A 20,412-nucleotide genomic window follows, 5' to 3' on the forward strand; every position below is an offset into this window, starting at 1 on the left:
TTTACTTAACAACTATTTTTGTAGCCATGTCTTGATGTCCTATACCACAGTATTCATGGCAGACTATGTGATAAACGCCCGGCTTGTCGAACTTATACCTCGCATAGGCAACAGTTCCTGGAATCGCCATTAGGTTAACGTTTGTCCCGTCAATCTGAAAGCCATGTATAACATCACCGCTGGTTAGGTAAATATCCACTACAGAACCTGCTGGTATTTCCACATCCGCTGGCTCAAAATACCACATTTTAGCAAGATAGTGAATCTCGTATCTGTTGGGAGCGTGCTGGATTACCTTCCCTTCTGTAAAGGGTTTTACATCGGTTATGCATGTGGGAACATCGATGTTGAGAACCTTTGCTGCGTAGACCAGCAAACTTGCAAAGAAACCAAGAAAACCCACCGCAAGCACAAGGGCTGTCTTTTCCGCCTTATCCATGGCTACACCTCCTTATGGTTGTGTCTGACCCCTTACCAGCATGGTAAAGTATGTGGACAGCCATACAAGGGCGTAAAAGCCCAACATGAAGAGAAAGAAGGCTACTGCCCCTTTGGGAAAGAAGTGCTCGTCCTTCATGGCATACCTCCTATAAGTATTTTTTATAATGCAATAAAGCTCACTTATAAGTATATGCGAAGTCTTCTGTTTTGTCAAGTTTTATTAAAAGAAAGATTTATTCAATTTCTTCTTTTCACCTTTTATGGTTTATTAATCTGAAATAAGTAATTAAGAATATGCCGATATACTTATACATCTTGCAAAACAGAGACAAGGTCTATATTTAATAATTCCATGAGGATCATAGTTAACGGTAAGCTATTGGAGGTGGAAGAGGATATAAGTCTACTTGCTCTTTTAGAGAAAAACCGCATAGAGATAAGACCAGTAGGTCTTGCAGTGGCGGTAAACGAAGAGATAGTGCCAAAGAGCAAATACGAAGAATATAAGCTCAAGGAGGGAGACAGGGTTGAAATAGTAAACATCGTAGGAGGTGGATAGATGTTGGACTATGAGAGGCTTTTGGAGGAGGACTACCTTGAAATTGCAGGCAGGCGTTTTCGCTCAAGGCTTATCATAGGCTCTGGAAAGTTTAAGAGCTTTCAAGAAAACAAGGAAGTTCTTGAAGCGTCTGGTGCGGAGATTATCACCGTGGCGGTCCGTAGGGTCAACATCACTGACCGTAGTAAGGAAAACCTCCTTGATTACATAGACCCACAGAAATACCAGATACTGCCAAACACCGCTGGATGCTACACTGCGGAAGAAGCCATAAAGACCGCCATGCTGGCAAGGGAAGCAACTGGCATAAACTGGATAAAGCTGGAGGTAATAGGCGACCAAAAGACCCTCCTACCAGATATGGAAGAGACCCTAAAGGCGGCGAAGTTCCTTGTAAAGGAAGGCTTTGTAGTTCTGCCCTATATCTTTGACGACCCTGTGTATGCCAAGAAGTTTGAGGATGTAGGCTGTGCAGCGGTAATGCCCCTTGCAGCACCCATAGGCTCGGGTCTTGGCATGCAAAATCCTTATAACCTTATCTTCATAAAGGAAGCTGTTTCCGTGCCTGTTATAGTGGATGCGGGTATCGGCAGTGCTGCGGACATTCCACCGGTGATGGAGCTTGGTGTGGACGCAATTCTTACCAATACAGCCCTCGCAGAAGCAAAAGACCCCATAAAGATGGCGGTAGCTATGAAGTATGCGGTTATTGCAGGAAGGCTCTCATACCTTGCGGGTAGAATGCCAAAGAGAACCTATGCAGTGCCTTCCTCCCCCCTTAAGGGAGTGCCCTACAAAACATGATAGATGTTGCGGTAGTTGGTGCAGGCATATCGGGTCTTTCTGTAGCCTTTCATCTTAAAAGCAAAGGCTTTAGTGTTCATGTCTTTGAAAAGGAAGAGCTACCCGGTGGCAACATACAGACTGTAAGAAAAAATGGATACATACTTGAGCTTGGTCCTCAAACAGTATTGGCGGATGCAAAAGTAGAGGAGTTTTTAAGGAAAGTAGGCATAAGCCCCCAATATGCGGAGGAGAGCTCCAAAATAAGGTATGTTTACAAAAAAGGTAAACTAATACCCCTTCCCATGTCTCCCGTTAGTTTTTTCAAGTCTCCCCTTTTGTCCTTAAGTGCCAAGCTAAGGGTTTTGAGAGAGCCCTTTGTCCCACCTTCAGTAAAGACAGAGGAAAGCATAGGAGAATTTGTCCGTAGAAGGCTTGGCAAAGAGTTCCTTGACTACATAGTTGCCCCCTTTGTGTCTGGTGTTTACGCAGGAGACCCAGAAAGGCTCTCTGTAAAATACGCAGTCAGAAGGGTCTACGAGCTTGAGCAAAAATTTGGAAGCCTTATAAAAGGAGCTATAAAGCTGAAGTCTTTGGGTCCTGGTGGTAGGCTTATATCCTTTGAGGGTGGAAACCACACATTAATAGACAGGCTTTCCTCTGAGCTAAAGGTGGATACGGAAAACGTGGTTCTCAAAATAAGAAGAAAGGAAAACTACTTTGTGCTTGATGCTAAAAAGGGTAAGTATGAAGCAAAGGCTGTCGTGGTCTCCGCTCCTGCTACCTCCGCAGGCTATCTTATAAGAGATATATCATGGAGTGCGTCAGAGGAGTTTGACAATATATATTACGCACCGATTATAGTCCTACACGTGAGCGTAAGGTCTGGTTCAATCCCTCCTGGCTTTGGCTTTCTTGTGCCAAGGGTAGAAGGTAAGAGAATTCTCGGAGTTTTGTTCTCCTCTCAAATATTCAAAGGCAGGTCTCCAGAAGGCAAGGAGCTTTTGACCATCTACATGGGTGGAGCTACAGACCCAGAGCTTGTGGACTACGAAGATGAAGCCATTGTAAGCATAGCGGAGAGAGAGCTAAAGGAGACCCTCAATATGGACAAGGTGGATGTTCTCCACCTTACCCGCTGGAAGAAGGCTATTCCCCAGTATACGCTGGGGTATGGAAGATACATGGAGCTGGCAAAGACCTTGGAAGGAGAAAATCCCGGGCTTTTCCTGACGGGCAACTATCTCACAGGAGTCTCAGTAGCGGACTGCATAAGGTCAAGCTACCAAGTAGCCCAAAGAGTAGAAGATTACCTAACAGGAGGCAAGTACCCTTCTTAGAGTTCTTCTTAGCTTTGGGTGGTGCGAACCCTTCCAATAAACCTTACCGCACTGAGGGCATAGGGTAAAGTCCTCTCCATAAAGGTAAACCATGGGCGGTATTCTGTCTTTTACCTCCTCCCTGCTTACTCCCACCAACTGGGTGTTGCAGTAATAGCATCTGTTTAGCTTCAAAGAAGGCTCTATGTTAAAGTATCTAATCAGAAGGCAGAGTTGAACCTTCCAATCTTCTTTGGGAATTATAAGGTATTCTATGCCCCAAGCTCTGAAGTGTGGCTCCAACTTCCTTGATGTGGTTATAAAAACCCTATCAGGATGCTTGATTATATCCGCTTTGCCTATGGGTCCTTTGAGAAGTAAGGCATCCTGGCCCAGAAGCCTGAGCCAGTGAGCAATTTTATGAAGGTCTGCCTCAAGCAAAAACCTCTTCAAGTTCTTCTTTTTTGACCACCTCCTCTGGGTGAGCTATTCTGCCGAGCACCGCACTCGCAGCCACCACTGCAGGGTTTGCCAGATAGGCCTCGCTCTTTGGATGCCCCATCCTACCGGGGAAGTTTCTGTTAGATGTGGATATGCATCGCTCACCCTCCGCAAGTATACCCATATGACCACCAAGACAGGGACCGCATGTGGAAACAGAGACAGAACATCCCGCAGATAGGAATATGTCTATAAGCCCTTCCTTTAGAGCCTGCATGTAGACCTGCTTTGACGCAGGAATGACGATGCATCTTACATAAGGATGGACTTTTTTACCTTTTAGTATCTTTGCTGCAATCCTTAGGTCTTCTATTCTTCCGTTGGTGCAAGAGCCTATGAAGGCTTGGTCTATGCTTATATGCGTGGACTCAGACACAGGATGCACGTTAGAGGGCAGGTATGGCCAAGCCACAAGAGGTTCTATTCTGCTCGCATCCCACTCGTAAACCACTTCATACTGTGCATCTGGGTCGCTCTGGTATACCTTCCATGGCTTTTTAGCTCTTTGAGAGACATACTCTATAGTCTTTTCATCGGGTGCTATAATTCCGCTCTTGCCACCCGCCTCTATAGCCATATTTGCTATGGTTAGCCTCTGCTCCACAGAAAGGTTTCTTATAGCTTCGCCGTCAAATTCCATAGCCTTGTATAAAGCACCATCCACGCCTATATGACCGATAGTATGCAGGATAAGGTCTTTGCCAGAAACCCAAGGCTGGAGCTTTCCGTAGAAGATAAACTTCATGGTGGGTGGAACTTTTAGCCAGGTCTCTCCCGTTGCCATAGCGTAGGCTATGTCCGTAGAACCCATGCCTGTAGCAAAGGCACCTATACCTCCATAGGTGCATGTATGAGAGTCCGCACCCACCACCAAGTCTCCGGGAACCACAATGCCCTGCTCTGGCAGGATGGTATGCTCTATGCCCTCGCCCTCTTGGAAGAACCATTTAATGTTGTGTTTTCTTGCAAAGTCTCGCACCAGTTTTGCTTGCTCTGCGGACTTTATGTCCTTTGCAGGAACAAAATGAGAAAGCACAAGGGCTATCTTTTCTGGGTCAAAGACCTTCTCTATGCCATACTTTTCCAGTATCTTTATGGCAAGGGGTGCGGTCACATCGTTTGCCATGGCGAGGTCTATCTTTACCGTTATAAGCTCACCGGGATAGACCTCCTTCCTGCCGGCGTGGTCTGCCAGTATCTTCTCCGTTATGGTCATACCCATTACGCTACCTCCTGCTCAAGTTTTTTCTTTTCTCCTTCCATCTTAAATTCTTCCTTTTTGCACTCGTTCTTTACCTCAACCCCATGTAGTTTTAGTATCTCCACCACCTCCTCACAGGACATGGTCTCCTTCTCCAAGAGCCTTTTCACCACCGCCTGTATGGCTTCCCTGTGTTCCATAACCACCTTCCTGGTGTCTTCATAAGCCCTTATAAGTATCTCCTTCACCTCTTCGTCTATCTCTCTCCTGAGGTCTTCGCTTATGTCTACAGAGGTGGTCATACCACCAAGGAAGGGGTTGACAGTCCTCCTGACCGCAAGCGGTCCCACACGCTCGCTCATGCCCCACATGGAAACCATCCTGTAGGCAAGCTCTGTTGCCCTCTGGAGGTCGTTCTCTGCACCGGTGGTTATGCCCTCTTTGCCATAAAAGACTTCCTCCGCAGCACGACCACCCATGAGAGTAAGTATTCTGCCATACAAGTCTTGCCTATCGTACATGTGCTTGTCGTCTATGGGTAGCTGTTGGGTGACCCCCAGAGCCATACCCCTTGGGATGATGGATACCTTGTGAAGAGCGTCAGAGCCGGGCACCATAAGGCTCATTATGGCGTGTCCCATCTCATGGTAGGCTATCTTCTCCTTTTCCTTGGGAGATATAACCATGCCCTTCCTCTCTAAGCCCATGGTTATCCTATCTATGGCTTCTTCTATGTCCTGCATCTCTATGGCTTCCTTGCCCTTTCTTGCTGCAAGGAGGGCTGCTTCGTTGAGGATGTTCTCAAGGTCCGCACCAGTAAAGCCAGGCGTTGCCCTTGCCACTATCTCAAGGTCCACGTTGGGAGCCAGCTTTTTGTCCTTTGCGTGCACCTTTAGTATTTCATACCTTCCTCTCACATCTGGTCTTGGAATGTATATCTGACGATCAAACCTGCCTGGTCTCAGAAGGGCAGGGTCAAGGATGTCCGGTCTGTTGGTAGCAGCTATAACAATAATACCCTCTGAGGTATCAAAGCCGTCCATTTCCACCAAAAGCTGGTTGAGGGTCTGCTCCCTCTCATCGTGTCCGCCACCAAGGTTTATAGCACCCCTTGAGCGACCTACCGCATCTATCTCGTCAATGAATATGATGCAGGGTGCGTGCTTTTTGGCGGTATCAAAGAGGTCCCTCACCCGGGCCGCTCCCACGCCCACGAACATCTCCACAAAGTCAGAGCCAGAAACTGATATGAAAGGTACATGGGCTTCGCCCGCTATTGCCTTTGCCAGAAGGGTCTTACCTACACCCGGCTCACCGTAAAAGAGCACACCCTTTGGCGGTCTTCCACCCAGCTTTTGGAACTTCACAGGGTCTTTGAGATATTCTATTATCTCCTTTACCTCCTCCTTTACCTCTTCCATGCCTGCCACGTTTTCAAGGGTTACCTTGGGCTTTTCGTCTATGTAGACCTTTGCCCTGCTTTTTCCAAAGCTGAAAGCCCTTGAGGTGGGGTTTCCTCCACCGCTTACCTGCCTCATCATGTATATCCATATGCCTATAAAGAGCAGTATGGGAAGCCATGAGATAAGGAAGGGTACAAGCCAGTTGCTTTCTTGGACAGCCACCTCTACCCTTACGCCCTTCTCTATGAGCTTGTTAACCAAGTCTGAGCCCGGTGGTATGCCCGTCTCTATCTTTTGACCCTCTGTAGTTATTCCAGTAAGCACATTATCCTTTACCTTTACCTCTTTTAGCTTGCCTTCTTCTGCAAGCTCAAGCACCGTGTTTATTGGTGTTCTAACCGCTGTCTGGCTTCTATTACTTTCAAAGAGGTTAAAGGCGAGAACCATAAAGCCCAAAAGAACAACCCATATAAAGATGCTCTTCATCCACTGCATTCTTTTACCTCCGCACTTAAGGATTTAATATTAATCATGTGCTCTGGCTTTTCAAGAGCATATCCCTTTTTTATACTGTTTATTATGCTGTCTATCTCTTTCATACTCCTTATACCGTAAAAGCGATAAACTATGCGTCTCTTTATGGCTTGTGGCAATTTCAAAAAGGCTCTTCTGTCAAGCTCACCTTCTTTGAAAACTTCCATAATAGCCTTTTGCGTAAGGTCTTCAAGGAGTTTCTCTTCTTCTTTTAGAATCTCTTGAAGCCTTAGAAAACTCTCCTCAAGCCTTGGGTTTATCTTCTTTAGCTCTGGAATGACCTTGTGCCTTATAAGGTTTCTCGCATATCTAAGGTCGTAATTGGTAGAATCTTCTACCCAAGATTCTCCCTTCGACCTTACAAAGTCTTCTATCTCTTCTCTTGTGGCTAAATACAACGGTCTGACTATATTGTCACTCTTCTCTTCAAACCCTAAAAGCCCCTCTCTTCCCGCACCACGCACAAGCCAAAGAAGAACGGTCTCCACAAGGTCATTAAGATGGTGAGCGGTTGCTATTAGGTCAAAGCCTTCTCTTTGCCTTATCTCCTCAAGAGCTTTGTATCTTAGCTCCCGTGCCTTAGACTCAAGGTTTTCTCTATTTACTTTAACTTCTATCCTTTCCACGAACACTTCAAGACCCTTCTCCTTAGCAAACTCCACACAAAAGGCTTCATCTCTATAAGACTCATCTCCTCTGAGCTGATGGTTTATGTGAGCCAGGGCAAGCCTTTTGAGCTTTAGAAAATCCTTTAGCTCAAGCATAGAAAGGACAAGGGCTACAGAATCTACGCCACCAGAAAAGGCAAGAAGAAGGGAGGTATCCTCTGGTATGAGCTTCTTCTTCCTTTGGAGCTTAACAACCTTTCTCAAAAGCTTGTGATATTTCATGCTGTGAGCCTTTGCTTTACCTCTTGGTAGAAGGGATGGGGGACGCCTTCCTTGTGAAACCTTTCCAGAAGCTCAAGTGCCAAAGCCTTGTCTCCTTTTCTCTCAAAGAGATAGACCATGAGTTCGTAGGCGTTTATCTGAGGCAGGCTTCCGCCATTTCTCTCCTTTAGCTCCTCCTTGTAGTCTTCAAAAAGCTCCAAATCCATGCGGGCATACTTTTCCATCCTATCAAAGTCCTTCAGCTTTTGCGAGAGCATGAGAAGGTCGTTGAGTATAAGGTGCTTCTCATAGGGGCTTTCGCTGAGCTCTAAGGCTCTCAGGTATAGCCACTCCGCATCCTCGTATTTACCGTCCAGCAGTGCGGTCTGTGCGAGAGTGCCAAGAAGGGTTGCCCTTGTGTAGCCTGGGTTTATCACTTCCCCCGTGTCAAAATGCTTTGCCCTAAAGGGGAAACGCATATCCTTTATGCTCTTTAGGGAAAAGTAATACTTCACTCTTTTTTGGTCCTTTGGTTCAAGGGATTCGTACCATTGCCAAAGGTCAAGGGCTTTTAGCACACCGCCCTTCTCTCTAAATATTCTGAAAACCTTACCAATCATAGGTGCTTCCCACACCCTCTATCACCATCTCCCTTCTTACTTCCCTTATCTGATTGTTCTCATCCACATAGACAAGGTAAGGTCTAAAGCCTTCAAGCTCCCCCCTATCAAAGATACCGTAAGAGGCTATTATGACGATATCGCCCACTGCACCCAACCTCGCAGCGGCACCGTTTAACCTTACTTCACCAGAGTATCTTGGTGCTGGTATCACATAGGTGGAAAAGCGCGCACCGTTGCTCACATTGTAGATTTCTATCTTTTCAAAGGGCAAAAGGTCCGCAGACTCCATGAGGGCAAGGTCAAGGGAAAGACTACCCTCATAGTGTAGCTCCGCACCCGTTATCCTTGCTCTATGAATCTTTGACTTTAACATAAACCTTTTCATGCTTTCCTCCAGTAAGCAGAAGGTAAAAATATAGTTTAAAACTTATAAACTTCAAGCCCTGTTGTCATTTTAGACAGCAATATTAAATTTAAACCCACGGAGGGGTAAAATTGAGAGGGCTTTTAATGTTAATCGTTATATTCTTGCTTACTTCTTTATCCTTTTCTCAATATGAAAAGGTAGAGGACCACCCTGCGGTAAAAAGATATCAAGGTTCTAACCTTGTTGGTTACACAGAAATAGAGTTTGTAGAGTTTTATCTTCCCATGGGTGATGTTTCTGGCTTTGACTGGTATGATGCACCTCAGGAAAAGATAGATAAGGAGCTTGAAAGACTTTTAGCTAAAAACCTCGTGAAAAAGCTTGAAGGCAAGCTTTACTACTATGTTTATGTCGGACCAAGGGGTAGGAGCACCCTTGAGGTTTACAAAAACTACGAAAAAGCACTTTCAGATGCAGGTTATATTGTTGTCTATAGGGAAGTAAAAAACCAAAGGGGTTTAAGAAGGCTTTCATCCTTTTTCGAAAAAGTTAATAGGCTCGGTTGGGGTGGCTGGGCTGATCCTGAACTACACCCATGGTATTACATTTCTGTAAAATCACCTAAAGGAGACATTTACATAGCTCTTGCTGTGGCGGGTGCAAAAAGATGAGCCGAGGGCTGTGCTTTACATATTAGAATCCAAGGAAATGGAGCTTGGACTTGCGGGTGCAAAATTAACAAGCTCGGAAATTTACACACAGCTTAAGGCATCTGGACATGTATCCATATATGGGATATACTTTGACTTTGATAAGGCAGATATTAAACCAGAATCTGAACCGACACTTAGAGAAATAGCTAAGTTTCTTAAGGAAAATCCTCACATAAAGCTTTATGTTGTTGGACATACTGACAATGTAGGTAAGCTTGAATACAACATGGAACTATCAAGAAGAAGGGCGGAAGCTGTTGTGAGAGAGTTGACAGAAAAATATGGAATATCAAAGGATAGATTAAGAGCTTTTGGGGTAGGACCCTTAGCACCAGTCTCGTCCAACAGCACAGAAGAGGGAAGAGCTAAAAACAGAAGGGTGGAGCTGGTGGAGCAATGAGAAATTGTCTAATGATAGTAGTATCAATGCTATTACCTCTAATCACTCACGGAATTGAGTTTTACCCAGTGTTTTCCTTTACGGGGAAAAGACCGGTCTTGCTGGGTAGAGGAGTAGGTTATTATTACGAAAAGACAAGACCACCTACGGAGGAAGAGGTTAGGAAAAGGATGGAATGGTTTGATGCAGAATGGAAAAAGCTAAGAGAAAAAGAGCCAGAGTTTGAAAAAGCCATCTCCGAGGGAGAAAAAAAGTTTAAAGAAGAGCTTTCTAAGAAACCACCACCGCCAGCTCTAAGAAGCTTTTTTGAAAATGCGTTCAAACTGATAAGGTTAATAGCCAAGGAGGGTATAAAGATAGCAGAGCCCTTAGCAAAGGACTATTTTACAAAAGCACCAGTGGTCACAGAGGCTGGCTTCCATATAAGGAACTATGATGGAACAGCACATTCTATAAAAATAGACTACAGGGAAGAGGAATGGAAAAGGATGCCCTCTGACGGTGTTTATCCCGTATCTGACCCAAAAGGAAACTATTTAGCCCTTTTAACAGAAGATATGTCTGGATATATTAAGGTGTTTCGTGTAGGAGAAGAAAAGCTTGAGCATCTTTTTAGTGTAGAAGGCACTACGCCTTTTTCCTTTTCACCCTCAGGCTTGTATTTTGCCTACGCAACCATGGACCAATCTTACATAGTTATAACAGACATGGATGGCAGGGTTATTAGGAAGGTGAAGGTGCAGGAAGGTGGAGGACCTATTTCCATATCACTTACGGAAAAAAGCCTTGCCATAGTAAACTGGGGAGGCGTAAAGGTTGTTAACTTAGACAATGGTGTAGAGAGGGAAATCCGTCTAAAAGGTGGAAAGTCAGTGTTATTCAGCAGGAAAGGCGATAAGCTATTTGTGAGCGTAACACCGGGGGAACTATATGTATACAATGCGGAAACTCTTACGTTGATAAGTAAACCCGACTACTTTAGTTTGACGGGCAAACATAAAGTCCTCTTTACTTACTTTGTTTCCTTATCTCCAGATGAAAGGTTTCTTGCTGGGGTATATGACAAAGGTCTTATAACATCTGGGATGACAGTTGGCGAAAGCGTGCTCTTTATCTATGACCTTAGAGATGAGAAGGTAGTCTACAGGATAGAGGGTTTGGAGAACATCACTGGGGGTTTTGGTGGTGTTTTCCTACCTGCTTCCTTTTCTCCCAATTGGGACTACCTGCTTATATACAAAAAGGGCGATAGAGTTGAGCTTTTGAGAGCTAAGCATCAATTAGCGGAAGATAAGCATAAGATGGCTTGTGAAGTAGACCAAGACTGTGCCTGTGGAGTGGACAGACAAACGGGGAAGTGCATGTATGGGAACAAGGAGTTTATTGATACATCAAAACAGTGTCCAGACTTTTGCACTGGAATACACGGTCGCTTTAGGATAAAGTGTATCAACGGCAGATGCACCCGTGTATTTCTCCAGTAGCAACTTTTCGGGCTTTCAAGCCATTGTTCTGCTATAATCTATATTGCCATGGAATACGCCTTTTTTGAAGGAAAGTTCGTTCCAGTAGAGGAAGCCAATATAAACATAAAGACCAATTCCTTTCATTACGGCACTGCAATTTTTGAGGGCATAAGGGCTTATTGGAATGAGGAGCATCAGCAGTTATATATCCTCTTTGCGAGAGAGCATTACCAAAGACTGCTAAGAAACTGTAAAGCCATGTTTATGGAACTACCCTACAGCGTGGAAGACCTTGTAAACATAACCGTAGAGCTACTTAGAAAAAATCAGATAAAAGAAGACGTTTACATAAGACCTATAGTCTACTTTAAGGACCTCAAGCTCACGCCCAAGCTCATAGACTATACGCCTGAGATTGCCATATACACTTACAACTTTGGAAGGTATCTCAACACCTCAAAAGGCATAAGGGTAAAGGTCTCCTCTTGGAGGAGGAATGACGACAACTCTATACCTTCAAGATGGAAAGTGGCTGGTGCTTATGTAAACAGTGCTTTGGCAAAAACAGAGGCTCTTCTGGCGGGATATGACGAAGCTATCATGTTAAACCAACATGGCTTTATTGCGGAAGGTTCTGGAGAAAACATCTTTCTGATAAGGGAAGGCAAGGCTATAACTCCCTCTTACTCTGAGCATATACTTGAGGGGATAACGCGCTCTGCGGTAAAGAAACTTCTTAAAAACGAGCTTGTAGTAGAGATAGAAGAGCGTCCCGTGGCAAGGAGTGAGCTATATGTGGCGGATGAGATATTTTTAACTGGCACTGCAGCGGAGATAACGCCCGTGGTGGAGGTGGACAACAGGAAGATAGGTGGTGGTGATGTGGGAGTTATAACAAAGGAACTTCAAGACATATACTTCCGTGCAGTAAGAGGAATGATAGAGCGGTATTTTGGCTGGCTAACGCCCGTTTATGAAAAGTGAAAGGTTAGAGTTTTTCAAGGACTTTGCCTACAAGGTGCTAAGCCACAACCGTCTGCTGGGAACGGAAGGAAGTAGAAGAGTCCGCAAGCTTATAGAGTCTTTCCTTGACTATGGGTCTTGCAACTACAAAAAAGAGACCTTTTTCATAAAAAAGTTGATACCTGAAGAGGCATGGCTGACTGTAGGACAGGAGAAAATAAAGGGGGTTGCTTACATAGGAAGCATGTCCATTGAGAAAAAAGCCTACGCAAAAAGGCAATACATAGAGGGTGATATAGCACTTGTGCCAGACCTAACTAAGGAAAAGGCTATTCAGGCTCAGCAAAAGGGTGCTATAGCGGTAATAACTTACAGGTCAGAGGACAAAGCGGATGCGTATGTCCACGGTCATGATATGGGTGTAAATATACCTATAGTTAGCATAAAGAGGGAGGATGTTCCTAAGGTGGAAGACTCTGAGGTGCTACTTAAGGTAAAGTCAAGCGAAAGGAACATAGAGGGTGTGAATTTTTTCATGGAAATAGGAAGGGGTCCAATAATATACTTGGTCTCCCATATGGATACTGTAACTGACATATACGGGGCGGTGGGTAATGGTATTGGCTTTCTCCTTTTACTTTTTCTCTACGAAGAGCTAAGAGAAAATTACAACGCTCCTTACAGACTTAGATTTCTAATCACCGATGCCAGAGAGCTTGGTATGGAAGGCATAAGGTTTCACCTTACGAAGGGTCTAAAACACGTTTTTTATTGTATAAACCTTGAAGGTATAGGGTGGCATAATCCGGCGGTTATTTACAGAGATATGGGAGGATACAACGGAGAAAGGATAAACGAGATGTTCTGTAAGCATTTACAGGACATAAAGGTGAACATAGATTTCTGCGAGGCAAGGGAAAGGGATGGTGATCATCTACCCTTTAAGGAAGCAGGTATTCAAACCCTTTATCTTAGTTCCCATCCCTTTACCATAAGGCATACCATCTATGACAACTACGACGCCATAAGCTGGGACCACGTGGTCATGTGGTATGAGGTTATATTATCCTTCTTGAGGAGGTTTCACAAGTTATGAGAGGGCTTTTGCTGTTCTTATTAACGGTGTCCGTTATACTGGCACAATCCTTTGAAGACTTTCAAAGAAGGCTTGAAGATGTTAAGAGCCTTAAGGTGGTCTTTGTCCAAAAAGTTCAGTATCCATGGCAGTCAAAACCCGATGTATCAAAAGGGACTTTTTACGCCCAGAGGGGAGGAAGGTTTAGAATAGAATACGAACAGCCAGAAAATACCCTTATAGTGTCCGATGGCATGCAGGTTATGGTTTATGTTCCTAAGGACAGGACAGCTTTTCTTGACAGAATTGAAAGGAACAGCTCACCTGTGGTGGAGGCTCTCTTTCTTGTATCGAGACCACTTTCTGAAGTCTTTGAACTCGTGGGTGAGATAGATGGTTCAAAGGGCAGAACCTTTATCCTCAAGCCAAAGGTCAGAGATGACTATTTTTCGAAAGTTCTGGTGGAAGTTTCTCCAAGGGGAGATATAAGAAGTATAAGAGTTGAAGAAAAGAGTGGCACAAACACCACCATAGAATTTCTAAATGTTTCCACAAACTTTACACCCTCTGAAACCCTCTTTAGAGTAAAAGTCCCCGAGGGGGCGAGAGTTATAAGACCATGACCATAAGAAGGGCAGAAGAGAAGGACATAAAAAATTTGGTTGACCTTTATTTGCAAGGCTACAGAGGTCTTGAAGAATACTCTTATACCCATCCTGACGATGTGCAGGCATACCTTAACTGGCTCTTTAGAAGAGATGTGGCGGGCATATGGCTTGCGGAGGAAGATGGTAAGGTAGTGGGTTTTGTTGCCAGCGATGGAAACTGGTTTAGCAAAAGGGAAGGTAAGGTGGTGGGTGCCCTCCATGAGCTTGTAGTCCTCCCTGAATACAGAAACAAGGGCATAGGAAAGGCTCTCGTGGAGAAAGCTCTTGAATACTTCAAAAGCAGAGGGCTTGACACGGCAGAACTTTGGGTGGGTGATGAAAACAAACAGGCCATGGATTTTTACAGAAATCTTGGCTTTGAGGAAAGGGACAGGTTTAACTACTGGGTGAGGATGACAAAAGCCTTGAGCTGAGCCTTTCTCTGAGTCTGCAAACAGAACAGACCTCTGCACTGGTAGGCTCTCCGCATACTCTGCAAGGTCTCAGGTTCACCTCTTCAGACCGGAGTAGGGAATGGAGCCTTCTCAAAAAGTCCATGTAAAAGCGGAGCTTTGTGCCTGGGCTTTTTTCTTCTATCTGTGAAAGTATCCTCTTATACTCTATGGAGCTTGCACCCTCCGAGAAAGGACATTCCTCTTCCACATATTCAATGTCAGAAAGAAAGGCATATAGGGCGTTTTCCTTTTCTGTAAACTTCACAAGAGGCTTTACCTTCCTCACAAAACCATCTCCTTCTAACAAGACTGGAAACTGTCTTGAGAGATAACCCATGTTCCAGCTTAGCACGTTGGAGAGAAGGGTTGCACTTTCATCATCAAGGTTGTGTCCCGTAGCTATCACATGGTAACCCTTCTCCCTTGCAAAGCGGTTCATGTAGTATCTCTTGAGCTGTCCGCAGAAGGAACAGGCAGGTCTGCTTTCCACCTCTTTTATCTCTGGTATGGTAGCAATCTCTTTTCTTAGCTCCAACACATAAAGCTCAAGCCCTCTCTCCCTTGCAAACCTTTCACAGGCAAGTCTTGACCTCTGAGAATACTCACCTATACCAAGGTCTATATAAAGACCCTCCACCCTGTATCCCAGCCTTTGCAAGGCATCCCACAGAGAAAGGCTATCTTTCCCGCCAGAGACTGCAACAAGGACCCTATCACCCTTACCGAACATTTTGAACTCTCTTATGGTGGACTCTACCCTTTTGAGATACCACTCTATGTAGTGCTCCTTGCAAAGAGAAAGCCTATGCTGAGGGAGATACACTACCGCCTTTTGTCCGCACCTTTGACACCTACGCATTCTTTTTAAATATATCCACCCGATATGGCGTTAATGACCCTTACACTTTCTCCGTCTACTATGGTGTCTTTCTCCTCCAGCACATCCTCGCCCTTGACCACAAAGGCATATTCCCTTGAAAGCCCTAAGGCTTTGAGAAGTTCACCCACCCTTACCCTTTCGCCCTCAAACTCCAGTTCAAGGGTCTGTCCCCTATAGCTTACCTTAACCTTCATGTTTTTAAAGCACCTTTTATGCCTTCGTATACAAGAAGTGTAGCCTTTGACTTGTTTAGGGTATAAAAGTGCAGACCTTGCACGCCGTTGTCCAAAAGGTCAAGGCACTGTTCTATGGCAAAGTCCACGCCTATTCTAAGGGTCTCCTCTGGGTCTTCTGCGTATGGTTCAAGCCTTTCCACAAGGTTCTGAGGTATCTCCGCACCGCACATGCTGGCAAACTTTTGTATCTGCCTAAAGTTGGTGATGGGCATAACGCCTGGTATTATAGGTATGTCTATGCCAGCCCTTTGGCAGAGCTCTAAAAACCTATAGAAATAGGAGTTGTCAAAGAACATCTGGGTTATGGAAAAGTCCGCACCTGCCTCTACCTTCTGCTTGAAGTATCTTATCTCCCACTCCATGTTGGGAGATTCTGGATGTCCCTCTGGGTAAGAGGCAACGCCTATGGAGAAGGTCTTTCCAAAGTTTTCCCTTATAAACCTTACAAGCTCAGAGCCGTGTTTGCAGGCACCCTCTGGAGGCTTAAAATCTGGCATGTTTGCAGGAATGTCTCCTCTAAGGGCTAATATGTTTTCTATCCCTATTTGAGCGTAGCCTTTGAGTATCTCATATAGGTCTTCCTTTGTATGGGCTATGCAGGTAAGGTGTGCCATCACGGTGAGGTTTGTTTCTTTGTGGATCCTTTCTACTACTCTTCTTGTTCTGTCCCTTGTGCTTCCACCTGCTCCATAGGTGACGGATACAAAGGTAGGGTTTAACTGCTGAAGGCTCTTTATGGTCTGGAAAAGCTCCTCTTCTCCTTCTGAGGTCTTTGGAGGGAAAAACTCAAAGGATACGCTAAACTTACCCTGCCTTAGATAATCTCCTATCTTCAAGCAAAGCCTCCGAAAAGTTTATAAGTCTTATTTTACAGGGTGCTGGCGACTTTATAAACATACTAAGCAGTTCTATAAGCCTTTCCACTTCCTCTGGATGCTCTTTTACAAAAGAGTAGAGAAAAGGAAGGGAGTCTTCTATTTCAAAGCTCAGTTCCCTTGTGCCTTTTATCTCTTCAAGGTCTTTGCCTTCTTTGAAGGCTCTCAAAGCCTTTATAGACCTGCTTATAAGGTCATCCCTGGTCTTTGCCCACTTTAGGTCTGTGTATCTCAGTGTTATCTCAAAGAATGCCCTAAGGGTATGCTCCATAAAAACCTTAACCCAGCTCCTTTAGGTCCTTTATAAACTGGTCTACATCAATGGCAGGCATGGTGAGGGTCCTTATAGTTCCCCTTGAGCCAAGCTCCACTGCCATCTTCACTATGGTGTCGTTGTCGGGGGCTTCAAGAATGTTCACAAAGTCGTAGGGTCCCATCACCACATATTGGGCAAGCACTTTGACGCCAAAGCGCTCCATCACTTCCTTGTCTACTTCTTTTATCCTCTCGGGCTTGTGCTTGAGGGTTTTCATACCCTCGTCGGTTAGAGTGGTTAACATTACATAAATTGGCATGGCGACACCTCCTTTGAGTTATTTCCTAATATGATATCTCCTAAGTCCAAGTCTGTCAAACAGCTCATATAACACTGGCAAAAGGAAAAGGCTAAGTGGAAGTCCAGTGAATATACCACCTATGACCGCAAGGGCAAGGGGTTTTCTTAGCTCCGCACCTGCGGTAAGACCAAGGGCTACGGGCGTTAAGGCGGACACTATGGTAAAGGTAGTCATAAGAATGGGTCTTAGCCTTTCTCTTCTTGCCTGAAGGATAGCCTCACGGGTTTGTATACCTTCCTTTCTAAGCTGTATTATCCTTTCTATGAATAGCACCGCATCACGGACGATTATACCCACAAGGAGGATTATGCCAAAGTAGGAGGGGACGCTGAGTGAGGTATTTGTAAGGAGCAAAAGCCCAAAGGCTCCAGCCACGGCGAGGGGAACCATAAGAAGAACTGTAAAGGGATGCCTGTAGCTCTCAAAGAGGGAGGCAAGCACCATGTAGACGCCCACAAGGGCAAAGAGAAGGGCAAAGCCCAGACCTTGAAAGGCTCTCTGAAACTCCCTCGCCTGACCTACGGGTTCAAAGGTATAGCCAGGGGGTAGGTTGTTTCGAAGCCACGTTTCTACCTCTGCCACCGCACTGGCAAGGGGTTTGTCGGGTGAGAGGTTTGAGAAGAAGGTAAAGGAATACTGTCTGTTGTATCGGTTTATGGCTTTATAGCCCGTGGCAATCTCTATATCTACCAACTCTGTAAGTGGTATAAGCTCACCCCTTGCGTTTCTTACAAAGACCTTTTTAAGGTTTTCCGCGTTCTGCACAAACTGGGGCATTGCCTTCACATAAAGGTCATAGCTTTCCGCACCAAGCTCATAGGTGCCAAGCTGAAACTTACCAAAAAGCACGTTAAGGGTTATTGCCACATCCTCCACGCTAACCCCAAGGTCTCCCAGCTTTTCCCTGTTTACCCTTATCTGCACCTGCGGTTCGTTAAGCCTGAGGTCCGTGTCCACATCCTTGTAACCAGCTCTGTTTCTAAACTCAGAGGTAAGCCTGTTGGCTATGGTCTGGAGCTCCTCGAGAGAGGGACCTCTTATGGCATATTGTAGGTCTACCTGCCTTCCTCCGCCAGGTCCCACAATACCCGGAGGCTCTATACTGACTCTAACATCTTTTACCTTTCTTAGTTCTTCTCTTACCATCTCCATAACCTTTGCTTGATGGGGTCTTTTACCCTCCTTTAGGTAAACAAAGCCAAGACCACCGTTTACATCCGGTCTTCCTGCCACACCTTGACCCATAGCAAGACCAAAGCGGTCTACATAGGGGTTTTTGAGGAGAATTGATTCTATTTCCCTTGTTTTCTGCTCTGTGTATTCAAAGGAAGAGCCCACGGGCGTTTCAAACCTCACAAGAAACCTACCCTCATCTACTATAGGGAAAAACTCCTTTTTGACTGCCTTAAATAGTTGAAAGCCTATGAAAACGCTAAGCAAGGAGAAAGCTATAACCACTAACTTGTGGTCAAGAGACCACCTAAGAAGCCTATCAAAGAAGTTTTCAAACCTCTCATAAGCTCTTACAAAGGGGTTAGTGGAGGGAGGACCTGCCACAAGTCTTGAAACTGCCATGGGAGTAAAGCTAATGGCAACAAGGTAAGAGAGTGCTATGGCTATAGCGAGGGTTAGGGCAAAACTTCCAAAGAGCTTACCCACAACACCTTTCAGGAATATGATGGGTAAGAAGACTATAACCAAAGAGGCGGTAGAAGCCAGAAGGGCAAAGATGACCACCCGAGTGCCCTTCTCTCCTGCCTCAAGGGGCGATAGCCCCTCTTCATGCCTTCTTCTGTATATGCTTTCAAGCACCACTATAGCATCGTCTATGACAATACCTACCGCTACCGCAAGGGCAAGGAGGGTGAAGGTGTTAAGAGAGTTGCCAAGCTGATATATAAAAAAAACAGTGCCCATAAGGGTTATGGGTATAGCGAAGACAGGCACGAGGGTAAGCCTCAGGCTTCCAAGGAAAAAGTAGACCACAAGGGCGGTAAGAAGACTACCGATTATTATCTCCTCTATGGCAGCTTTTACACTGTCCTTCACAAATATGGAAGAGTCAAAGGTGTAGTCCATTCTTATGCCTTGAGGTAGTTGTTTGTTTAGCTCTTCCATCTTTGCCTTCACCGCATCCACCACTTCAACAGTGTTGGTCTTAGATTGCTTGTAGACCACCAGGGCTATAGCCTGCTCGCCCATAAACCTTGCCATACCCCTCCTTTCGTCCTCGGTAAACTCCACAAAACCCACGTCCTGAAGTCTTACTCCATTTCTTATGTAAACCCCCTCAAGCTCCTTGGCATCTTGTGCCTTGCCGTAAAGCCTTATGATGTATTCTCTGTTTTTGCCGTATATGGCTCCCGCCGGTGCTTCCACGTGGTTCTTGCTGACCGCGTCAAGCACGTCCTGAACCGCAAGCCCCCTTGAGTAGAGCTTCTCTGGGTCAATACGCACCCAAAGCACATTGTCCCTGAAGCCTCCCAAGTCCACCTGCCCTACGCCGTTTATCCTTTCAAACTCCCTCTTTATAACCTTGTCCGCCCAGTAGGCAAGGGTCTGATAGTCCGCGGTCTTGGAGTGAAGTAGTGCTACAAAAATGGGTGCGAGGGAGGTATCTACCTTTCTCACCACCGGTGGGTCTACACCTTCTGGAAGCCTTCTGAGAACCCTTTGCACCGCATCCCGAACCTCCTGTGCCGCCACATCTATGTCCTTCTCAAGGGAGAAGGTTATGGTTATCCTTGAAGTGCCAGCAAAGCTTGCAGAGGATATGGTCTCTATACCGCTTATGGTGGCTATCTGGTCTTCTATCTCTCTGGTGACGTTCACATCTACCACGTAAGCGTTGGCGCCGGGGTAGGTTGTGACGATGCTTACCGTGGGAAAGTCCACGTCAGGAAGCCTATCAAGAGGTATTGTCCTCAGAGAATAAAGCCCAAGGATTATAAAGGCTATCATGAACATCCACGAGGTGACCGGTCTGTGTATAAAAAAGCGATACATGGCAGGTATATTATAACCGACCGACTGGTCAGTATGTTAGCCAGACTCTTCTATAGCCTTGAATATCTGTTTGACTATCTTGGGATGCAGTGTTTTTCCAGCATGAAAAGGAATAACAATCCTCAGTTTTCCCTTGCCGTAAATTCTATGGCTTCCTTTTGTCCTTAACAGTTTAAAGCCATTGGATAATAGCAATCCCTTGCTTCCTGCGGTGTAAGTCTTGGTAGTTTTGACATTAAACTTCCACGAGGGCGGTTATGATTTCTTTAGCTTTAAGCTCCGTCAGCTCCTCTTCTGTAAGTGTCTCAAGGTATAGCTCTATGGCTTCTCTGATGTTTTTCATAACTTCTTCAAAAGTTTCTCCCTGTGTCTGACAGCCAGGAAGTTCAGGACAGTAAGCGTAAAAACCATGCTGGTCCCTTTCAACAATCACAAGGTATGCCATAGGCTATTATACATATACCCTAAAATGGCTTTGT

Annotated in this window: 26 protein-coding genes; 10 read left to right on the top strand and 16 right to left on the bottom strand. The window is 45.3% G+C overall.

Annotated elements, in window-relative coordinates:
• Window position 1 precedes the first annotated feature (1 nt).
• Window positions 2-439: a cytochrome c oxidase subunit II gene (locus tag G3M65_RS02710; RefSeq protein ID WP_173833053.1), complete on the bottom strand. Its 438-nt coding sequence runs from the start codon at window positions 437-439 to the stop codon at window positions 2-4.
• A 12-nt stretch (window positions 440-451) separates the two neighbouring features.
• On the bottom strand, window positions 452-577 hold the full coding sequence (locus tag G3M65_RS10570; RefSeq protein ID WP_256370829.1) for a hypothetical protein: 126 nt from the start codon (window positions 575-577) through the stop codon (window positions 452-454).
• Between the two features lie 216 nt (window positions 578-793).
• Here G3M65_RS10570 and thiS point away from each other — a divergent pair, with 216 nt between their 5' ends.
• The 3 genes from thiS to hemG are packed head-to-tail and all read left to right on the top strand — an operon-like array spanning window position 794 to window position 3,123.
• Window positions 794-1,000: a sulfur carrier protein ThiS gene (thiS, locus tag G3M65_RS02715; RefSeq protein WP_173833055.1), complete on the top strand. Its 207-nt coding sequence runs from the start codon at window positions 794-796 to the stop codon at window positions 998-1,000.
• Complete coding sequence (locus tag G3M65_RS02720) at window positions 1,001-1,804, top strand: thiazole synthase (RefSeq protein WP_173833057.1); 804 nt, start codon at window positions 1,001-1,003, stop codon at window positions 1,802-1,804.
• The gene (gene hemG, locus G3M65_RS02725; RefSeq protein ID WP_173833059.1) at window positions 1,801-3,123 is read left to right on the top strand and encodes a protoporphyrinogen oxidase; all 1,323 of its coding nucleotides are present in this window, start codon (window positions 1,801-1,803) and stop codon (window positions 3,121-3,123) included. Before G3M65_RS02720 ends, hemG begins: the two co-directional genes overlap by 4 nt.
• On the opposite strand, the gene G3M65_RS02730 is transcribed toward hemG, so the two are convergent.
• From G3M65_RS02730 to panD, 6 genes are read right to left on the bottom strand one after another with little or no spacing between them, the layout of a single operon-like run.
• The gene (locus G3M65_RS02730) at window positions 3,097-3,555 is read right to left on the bottom strand and encodes a Mut7-C RNAse domain-containing protein (RefSeq protein WP_254426299.1); all 459 of its coding nucleotides are present in this window, start codon (window positions 3,553-3,555) and stop codon (window positions 3,097-3,099) included. The two genes, hemG and G3M65_RS02730, sit on opposite strands and share 27 nt — an antisense overlap.
• Complete coding sequence (gene leuC, locus G3M65_RS02735; RefSeq protein WP_173833061.1) at window positions 3,536-4,825, bottom strand: 3-isopropylmalate dehydratase large subunit; 1,290 nt, start codon at window positions 4,823-4,825, stop codon at window positions 3,536-3,538. The genes G3M65_RS02730 and leuC overlap by 20 nt, the downstream gene beginning before the upstream one ends.
• The gene (gene ftsH / locus G3M65_RS02740; RefSeq protein ID WP_173833063.1) at window positions 4,825-6,702 is read right to left on the bottom strand and encodes an ATP-dependent zinc metalloprotease FtsH; all 1,878 of its coding nucleotides are present in this window, start codon (window positions 6,700-6,702) and stop codon (window positions 4,825-4,827) included. Before ftsH ends, leuC begins: the two co-directional genes overlap by 1 nt.
• Window positions 6,690-7,631 carry a tRNA lysidine(34) synthetase TilS gene (tilS, locus tag G3M65_RS02745; RefSeq protein ID WP_173833064.1) on the bottom strand — a complete coding sequence of 314 codons (942 nt, stop codon included), beginning with the start codon at window positions 7,629-7,631 and terminating at the stop codon, window positions 6,690-6,692. Before tilS ends, ftsH begins: the two co-directional genes overlap by 13 nt.
• Window positions 7,628-8,230: a hypothetical protein gene (locus tag G3M65_RS02750; RefSeq protein WP_173833066.1), complete on the bottom strand. Its 603-nt coding sequence runs from the start codon at window positions 8,228-8,230 to the stop codon at window positions 7,628-7,630. Before G3M65_RS02750 ends, tilS begins: the two co-directional genes overlap by 4 nt.
• Entirely contained in the window at window positions 8,220-8,618 is a 399-nt protein-coding gene (panD, locus tag G3M65_RS02755; protein ID WP_173833068.1) for an aspartate 1-decarboxylase, read from the bottom strand. The genes G3M65_RS02750 and panD overlap by 11 nt, the downstream gene beginning before the upstream one ends.
• Before the next feature lie 125 nt (window positions 8,619-8,743).
• Between panD and G3M65_RS02760 the strand changes: the two genes are divergently transcribed.
• From G3M65_RS02760 to G3M65_RS02790, 7 genes are read left to right on the top strand one after another with little or no spacing between them, the layout of a single operon-like run.
• On the top strand, window positions 8,744-9,271 hold the full coding sequence (locus G3M65_RS02760; RefSeq protein WP_173833070.1) for a hypothetical protein: 528 nt from the start codon (window positions 8,744-8,746) through the stop codon (window positions 9,269-9,271).
• Window positions 9,272-9,308: 37 nt separating this feature from the next.
• Window positions 9,309-9,713, top strand: a complete 405-nt coding sequence (locus G3M65_RS02765; RefSeq protein ID WP_173833072.1) for an OmpA family protein — start codon at window positions 9,309-9,311, stop codon at window positions 9,711-9,713.
• The gene (locus G3M65_RS02770; protein ID WP_173833073.1) at window positions 9,710-11,197 is read left to right on the top strand and encodes a hypothetical protein; all 1,488 of its coding nucleotides are present in this window, start codon (window positions 9,710-9,712) and stop codon (window positions 11,195-11,197) included. The genes G3M65_RS02765 and G3M65_RS02770 overlap by 4 nt, the downstream gene beginning before the upstream one ends.
• A gap of 48 nt (window positions 11,198-11,245) precedes the next feature.
• Window positions 11,246-12,163: a branched-chain-amino-acid transaminase gene (gene ilvE / locus G3M65_RS02775; protein ID WP_173833075.1), complete on the top strand. Its 918-nt coding sequence runs from the start codon at window positions 11,246-11,248 to the stop codon at window positions 12,161-12,163.
• Window positions 12,153-13,238, top strand: coding sequence for a M28 family metallopeptidase (locus G3M65_RS02780; protein ID WP_173833077.1), 1,086 nt, complete (start codon window positions 12,153-12,155; stop codon window positions 13,236-13,238). Before ilvE ends, G3M65_RS02780 begins: the two co-directional genes overlap by 11 nt.
• Entirely contained in the window at window positions 13,235-13,840 is a 606-nt protein-coding gene (locus tag G3M65_RS02785) for a LolA family protein (protein ID WP_173833079.1), read from the top strand. Before G3M65_RS02780 ends, G3M65_RS02785 begins: the two co-directional genes overlap by 4 nt.
• The gene (locus G3M65_RS02790) at window positions 13,837-14,298 is read left to right on the top strand and encodes a GNAT family N-acetyltransferase (RefSeq protein ID WP_173833081.1); all 462 of its coding nucleotides are present in this window, start codon (window positions 13,837-13,839) and stop codon (window positions 14,296-14,298) included. Before G3M65_RS02785 ends, G3M65_RS02790 begins: the two co-directional genes overlap by 4 nt.
• Here the strand turns inward: G3M65_RS02790 and G3M65_RS02795 are convergent.
• Genes G3M65_RS02795 through G3M65_RS02830 form a run of 8 tightly spaced genes read right to left on the bottom strand, consistent with a single transcriptional unit; the run spans window position 14,261 to window position 20,378 of the window.
• The gene (locus G3M65_RS02795; RefSeq protein WP_173833083.1) at window positions 14,261-15,178 is read right to left on the bottom strand and encodes a TIGR00269 family protein; all 918 of its coding nucleotides are present in this window, start codon (window positions 15,176-15,178) and stop codon (window positions 14,261-14,263) included. The two genes, G3M65_RS02790 and G3M65_RS02795, sit on opposite strands and share 38 nt — an antisense overlap.
• A 5-nt stretch (window positions 15,179-15,183) precedes the next feature.
• Window positions 15,184-15,393 (bottom strand): ubiquitin family protein, encoded by a 210-nt coding sequence (locus G3M65_RS02800; protein WP_173833085.1) that lies wholly within the window; start codon window positions 15,391-15,393, stop codon window positions 15,184-15,186.
• Entirely contained in the window at window positions 15,390-16,271 is an 882-nt protein-coding gene (gene metF / locus G3M65_RS02805; protein WP_173833087.1) for a methylenetetrahydrofolate reductase [NAD(P)H], read from the bottom strand. The genes G3M65_RS02800 and metF overlap by 4 nt, the downstream gene beginning before the upstream one ends.
• Window positions 16,240-16,581: a hypothetical protein gene (locus G3M65_RS02810; protein ID WP_173833089.1), complete on the bottom strand. Its 342-nt coding sequence runs from the start codon at window positions 16,579-16,581 to the stop codon at window positions 16,240-16,242. Before G3M65_RS02810 ends, metF begins: the two co-directional genes overlap by 32 nt.
• A gap of 7 nt (window positions 16,582-16,588) precedes the next feature.
• Window positions 16,589-16,885: a GYD domain-containing protein gene (locus G3M65_RS02815; protein ID WP_173833091.1), complete on the bottom strand. Its 297-nt coding sequence runs from the start codon at window positions 16,883-16,885 to the stop codon at window positions 16,589-16,591.
• 18 nt (window positions 16,886-16,903) lie between these two features.
• Window positions 16,904-19,933, bottom strand: a complete 3,030-nt coding sequence (locus G3M65_RS02820; RefSeq protein ID WP_173833093.1) for an efflux RND transporter permease subunit — start codon at window positions 19,931-19,933, stop codon at window positions 16,904-16,906.
• Window positions 19,934-19,969: 36 nt separating this feature from the next.
• Window positions 19,970-20,128: a type II toxin-antitoxin system HicA family toxin gene (locus tag G3M65_RS10635; RefSeq protein WP_217422984.1), complete on the bottom strand. Its 159-nt coding sequence runs from the start codon at window positions 20,126-20,128 to the stop codon at window positions 19,970-19,972.
• Between the two features lie 40 nt (window positions 20,129-20,168).
• A complete protein-coding gene (locus G3M65_RS02830; RefSeq protein WP_173833094.1) occupies window positions 20,169-20,378 on the bottom strand; it encodes a type II toxin-antitoxin system HicB family antitoxin in 210 nt (69 codons plus the stop codon).
• Between the last annotated feature and the right edge of the window lie 34 nt (window positions 20,379-20,412).

It is taken from the genome of Hydrogenobacter sp. T-8, from assembly GCF_011006175.1.
Lineage (GTDB): Bacteria > Aquificota > Aquificia > Aquificales > Aquificaceae > Pampinifervens > Pampinifervens florentissimum.

Excerpts from the sequence above, each read along its gene's own strand:
- G3M65_RS02710 (WP_173833053.1), bottom strand. The coding sequence starts at position 439 with ATGGATAAGGCGGAAAAGACAGCCCTTGTGCTTGCGGTGGGTTTTCTT.
- G3M65_RS10570 (WP_256370829.1), bottom strand. The coding sequence starts at position 577 with ATGAAGGACGAGCACTTCTTTCCCAAAGGGGCAGTAGCCTTCTTTCTC.
- thiS (WP_173833055.1), top strand. The coding sequence starts at position 794 with ATGAGGATCATAGTTAACGGTAAGCTATTGGAGGTGGAAGAGGATATA.
- G3M65_RS02720 (WP_173833057.1), top strand. The coding sequence starts at position 1,001 with ATGTTGGACTATGAGAGGCTTTTGGAGGAGGACTACCTTGAAATTGCA.
- hemG (WP_173833059.1), top strand. The coding sequence starts at position 1,801 with ATGATAGATGTTGCGGTAGTTGGTGCAGGCATATCGGGTCTTTCTGTA.
- leuC (WP_173833061.1), bottom strand. The coding sequence starts at position 4,825 with ATGGGTATGACCATAACGGAGAAGATACTGGCAGACCACGCCGGCAGG.
- ftsH (WP_173833063.1), bottom strand. The coding sequence starts at position 6,702 with ATGCAGTGGATGAAGAGCATCTTTATATGGGTTGTTCTTTTGGGCTTT.
- tilS (WP_173833064.1), bottom strand. The coding sequence starts at position 7,631 with ATGAAATATCACAAGCTTTTGAGAAAGGTTGTTAAGCTCCAAAGGAAG.
- G3M65_RS02750 (WP_173833066.1), bottom strand. The coding sequence starts at position 8,230 with ATGATTGGTAAGGTTTTCAGAATATTTAGAGAGAAGGGCGGTGTGCTA.
- panD (WP_173833068.1), bottom strand. The coding sequence starts at position 8,618 with ATGAAAAGGTTTATGTTAAAGTCAAAGATTCATAGAGCAAGGATAACG.
- G3M65_RS02760 (WP_173833070.1), top strand. The coding sequence starts at position 8,744 with ATGTTAATCGTTATATTCTTGCTTACTTCTTTATCCTTTTCTCAATAT.
- G3M65_RS02765 (WP_173833072.1), top strand. The coding sequence starts at position 9,309 with ATGGAGCTTGGACTTGCGGGTGCAAAATTAACAAGCTCGGAAATTTAC.
- G3M65_RS02770 (WP_173833073.1), top strand. The coding sequence starts at position 9,710 with ATGAGAAATTGTCTAATGATAGTAGTATCAATGCTATTACCTCTAATC.
- ilvE (WP_173833075.1), top strand. The coding sequence starts at position 11,246 with ATGGAATACGCCTTTTTTGAAGGAAAGTTCGTTCCAGTAGAGGAAGCC.
- G3M65_RS02780 (WP_173833077.1), top strand. The coding sequence starts at position 12,153 with ATGAAAAGTGAAAGGTTAGAGTTTTTCAAGGACTTTGCCTACAAGGTG.
- G3M65_RS02785 (WP_173833079.1), top strand. The coding sequence starts at position 13,235 with ATGAGAGGGCTTTTGCTGTTCTTATTAACGGTGTCCGTTATACTGGCA.
- G3M65_RS02790 (WP_173833081.1), top strand. The coding sequence starts at position 13,837 with ATGACCATAAGAAGGGCAGAAGAGAAGGACATAAAAAATTTGGTTGAC.
- G3M65_RS02795 (WP_173833083.1), bottom strand. The coding sequence starts at position 15,178 with ATGCGTAGGTGTCAAAGGTGCGGACAAAAGGCGGTAGTGTATCTCCCT.
- G3M65_RS02800 (WP_173833085.1), bottom strand. The coding sequence starts at position 15,393 with ATGAAGGTTAAGGTAAGCTATAGGGGACAGACCCTTGAACTGGAGTTT.
- G3M65_RS02810 (WP_173833089.1), bottom strand. The coding sequence starts at position 16,581 with ATGGAGCATACCCTTAGGGCATTCTTTGAGATAACACTGAGATACACA.
- G3M65_RS02815 (WP_173833091.1), bottom strand. The coding sequence starts at position 16,885 with ATGCCAATTTATGTAATGTTAACCACTCTAACCGACGAGGGTATGAAA.
- G3M65_RS02820 (WP_173833093.1), bottom strand. The coding sequence starts at position 19,933 with ATGTATCGCTTTTTTATACACAGACCGGTCACCTCGTGGATGTTCATG.
- G3M65_RS02830 (WP_173833094.1), bottom strand. The coding sequence starts at position 20,378 with ATGGCATACCTTGTGATTGTTGAAAGGGACCAGCATGGTTTTTACGCT.